Origin of the sequence: Vibrio injensis, assembly GCF_001895205.1 — a bacterium.
Lineage (GTDB): Bacteria > Pseudomonadota > Gammaproteobacteria > Enterobacterales > Vibrionaceae > Vibrio > Vibrio injensis.
On record NZ_BDJF01000018.1, the window covers coordinates 1 to 3322 of the forward strand.

The following is a 3322-nucleotide window of genomic DNA, read 5'->3' on the forward strand; positions in this document are numbered from 1 at the left end:
TAATTAATGCTGTACTCAATTATTCCTCCATAGACAGCTAACGCCCGGTTAAGGGGTGAGCAACGCAACTACTAACTTACCGCACAACACCGTAACCACTGAAATCAACGCAAAACAAAAATGCCGAGCGTTGCGAATCCCTCTTTAACCGTTTGTTATGTTTTATTCCAACCAGCTGATTTTGTTAAGAATAAACTTAGAAATCTCAACTAGTTTAAGACATTATTGCCTTACTTCTAAAAAGTGTTTTTTTGCAAGATAAGCAAATATGTTTATAACGATGATCTGCATGAACTGTTAATGGTTGAAAAATTACTTTATCTGAACCACAACTAAAGCATTTCGCACTTTCTGAATCTGCCGTTTTACATTCGGGATGCTTTATCAAATAATCCTCAAGTGTCGGCAATTTTTGCCAATCATCATCCTGTGGCTTCGAATATGATACAAAATAGTAGAATGTTGCGCCCGCGCCTAAAACTAAAACCAACCAAATAAAATCCATCTCTTTTCCTCAAGTTATCCCGAAAACATAACGCCCTCTTGAAGCATTTGTTATATTTTATTACTTATTGATTATATTAAACTTTTACAATTTTCTTAATTACTGCAACTTTAACTCAAAATGATAAACCAGCCTACTTTCAGCAATCATTGTTGTCGATAAGATCGCAAGCAATTGAAGCGAATTAGCCTGTGGAATCAAAGGCTAAACAACACCAAAGGAAGAGACCTTTCAGCAACAATCGAACTTTTTGCATACACCATTTATCAGAGCAAAACCCGACAAAAACACAAAAGTATCGTTCAACTTTCAATCGCTACCCAAAAGAACAATACATTCACAACATCAATTAATTAGGATAGAAAAACGCTAGAATCAGACCAAAATTTCCCATTAAAATTTGTAAATTGATCTTGCTGAGGCCCAATAAAACATAACGCCCGGTTAAGGGGCAGACAACGCCACTACCAAGCTTCCGCATAACACCGAAACCACAAAAACCAACGCATAATAAAAATGCCACGTGTTGGTTGTCCCTCTTGAACCGTTTGTTATGTATGTTTTAAACTAAGCCTTTATAGGTCAGATAAAAAGTGTATAAACTTACAACCACGAAATAAATATTACATGCATACTTTATTGAACTTCTGTTAGATTTAGCCAAGAATTTTGCAATATATACTACTAGCCAAATATAAATAATAACTAAGAATGCAGGTAAAAACATAATTAAGTAAAAAACCATACTAGCAACACCGAATAAAAATGACACAGCCATTATGGTTATAGCGAACACGTAACCCAGAACATGAAACTCTGGTTCATACTGCGGGTTAGCTTCAAATTGAATAGCTGTATGGCCTACTAAAATCACAAAGAAGATAGCCATAGACCATTTGGTAGTTGCTTTAACCCCTTTTATACAGTCATCTTTCAGCTTACCAACTACTTCTTTTCTACTTACCATCCAAGTGTGCAATGAGAAAGATGCATATACCATTAAAGCACTACTAATCAGCAAAGTGTTACTAACTAAACCAAACCTTTGCATAATAATGCATTGAAAGAAAGTAGCTCCACCCCCTATAACCCCGAAATACTTTACTAAAACCGTAAGAGCCTCTTTGGGCGAGTAGTAAGCTAGATGAAATATACTTCCGAAGATTGATGATTCAACTTGGTCTAGCCATTTTGCAACAACATCATTTGCCCTCAATAAAGGAGAACTGACAACTAGAAAGCTGAAACCTAGAAGTATAAACATTATTTCGTACATCAATATCTCTCTTTACATGCGAAAACACATAACGCCCGGTTAAGGGGTGAGCAACGCAACTACCAACTCACCGCACAATACCGTAACCACTGAAATCAACGCAAAACAAAAATGCCGAGCGTTGCGAATCCCTCTTTAACCGTTTGTTAAGTTTATGATGTCAAAGAATATCTCTAACTGCTGATATAACACCCTTAACTACTATTTCTTGAAACTCGGCGAATGTTAGACGAACTCTTAAAAGCTGAGAGCCATCTTTTGACGACAATACAGATGGTCTAGCATCAGTAGCAAAATCAAACCCCCAATAGTGTCCCTCATGAACAACATCACAACGTATTGTATATAGTGCCTCTACGACTGTATCAAGATCCCTTGGTTTCTTGATAACTTCTATACTATCGATCAAATTTCTTTTGGTTTGACCACTACAAAACGTTTGAAAAAATCTCTTAACATGAAATTTAGAACGACCGTCTTCATTAGTAGATAAGTGTAGTTTGGAGATGTTTTCTGCAGCGATTAGCAGAAAAAGTAGTTTTAGAGGATCTCTTCCAGCAGCAATTCCCTCCATTGCACAGGAGATAGTGGAAAGACGCTGACCTTGATGCATCATGATTTTTGCACGATGATTTTTATCTTCAAGAGTAAGGGACTCACACAGCTCAACGAAAGCAACAAGTTCTTTTTCTGAGCCAAAATACGGTCTGTAAAAATCTAGCCATTTATCCACGATTTCCCCCAATAAACTTAACGCCGCGTTAAGGGGCAGCCAACGCTACTACCAACTTTCCGCATAACACCTTAACCACAAAAACCAACGCATAGTAAAAATGCCACGCGTTGGCTGTCCCTCTTGAACGCCTTGTTATACCGTTCTTATAGCGCTAGAATGACCTTTATAAAGACCACTTAAAGGACTCAATAAATGACTGCTAGAATCTTAGCCGATGTGGCTGCAAGTATTACTGAATTAAAAGCTAATCCAATGAAAGTTGCAACAAGTGCATATGGTGAACCTGTCGCTGTACTTAACCGAAACGAACCAGCCTTTTACTGTGTTCCAGCAAAAGCATACGAAATGATGATGGATCGACTCGATGATCTCGAACTATTAGCTATTGCAAGAGAACGAGAGTCTGAAGAAAGCATTTCGGTAAACATCGATGACCTATAAACTTGATTTCAAAAAGAGCGCCTTAAAAGAATGGAAAAAACTTGGCTCTACACTACAACAGCAATTTAAAAAGAAACTCATTGAGCGCTTAGAAAACCCACATGTACCAGCATCAAAACTCTCTGGCGCTGATAACATGTATAAAATAAAGCTACGTCAGTCTGGCTATCGTCTTGTTTACCAAGTAAAAGACGACGTTATCGTGGTAACGGTCTTAGCAGTTGGAAAACGAGAGCGAAGTGATGTTTACCGTAGCGCAATGAAACGACTAGATGACTGATTAATATACCAATCAATGCCTCTTTTTTCGGCAAGGTATAACGCCCGCTTAAGGGGCTGACAACGCGACTACCAAGTTTCCGCA

At 37.9% G+C, this 3322-nt stretch carries 5 protein-coding genes; 2 read left to right on the forward strand and 3 right to left on the reverse strand.

Annotated elements, in window-relative coordinates; all coding sequences use genetic code 11:
• Nucleotides 1–214 precede the first annotated feature (214 nt).
• From BSR11_RS09215 to BSR11_RS09230, 3 genes are all read right to left on the reverse strand, one after another.
• Nucleotides 215–505 (reverse strand): hypothetical protein, encoded by a 291-nt coding sequence (locus tag BSR11_RS09215; RefSeq protein WP_072670127.1) that lies wholly within the window; start codon nt 503–505, stop codon nt 215–217.
• A gap of 562 nt (nt 506–1067) precedes the next feature.
• A complete protein-coding gene (locus BSR11_RS09225; RefSeq protein ID WP_072670128.1) occupies nt 1068–1781 on the reverse strand; it encodes a hypothetical protein in 714 nt (237 codons plus the stop codon).
• 160 nt (nt 1782–1941) lie between these two features.
• Nucleotides 1942–2514 carry a HEPN domain-containing protein gene (locus BSR11_RS09230; protein ID WP_072670129.1) on the reverse strand — a complete coding sequence of 191 codons (573 nt, stop codon included), beginning with the start codon at nt 2512–2514 and terminating at the stop codon, nt 1942–1944.
• Between the two features lie 195 nt (nt 2515–2709).
• Between BSR11_RS09230 and BSR11_RS09240 the strand changes: the two genes are divergently transcribed.
• Both BSR11_RS09240 and BSR11_RS09245 read left to right on the forward strand, forming a co-directional pair.
• Nucleotides 2710–2958, forward strand: coding sequence for a type II toxin-antitoxin system Phd/YefM family antitoxin (locus tag BSR11_RS09240; RefSeq protein ID WP_000126952.1), 249 nt, complete (start codon nt 2710–2712; stop codon nt 2956–2958).
• Nucleotides 2948–3238, forward strand: a complete 291-nt coding sequence (locus BSR11_RS09245) for a type II toxin-antitoxin system RelE family toxin (RefSeq protein ID WP_000221349.1) — start codon at nt 2948–2950, stop codon at nt 3236–3238. Before BSR11_RS09240 ends, BSR11_RS09245 begins: the two co-directional genes overlap by 11 nt.
• Nucleotides 3239–3322 lie beyond the last annotated feature (84 nt).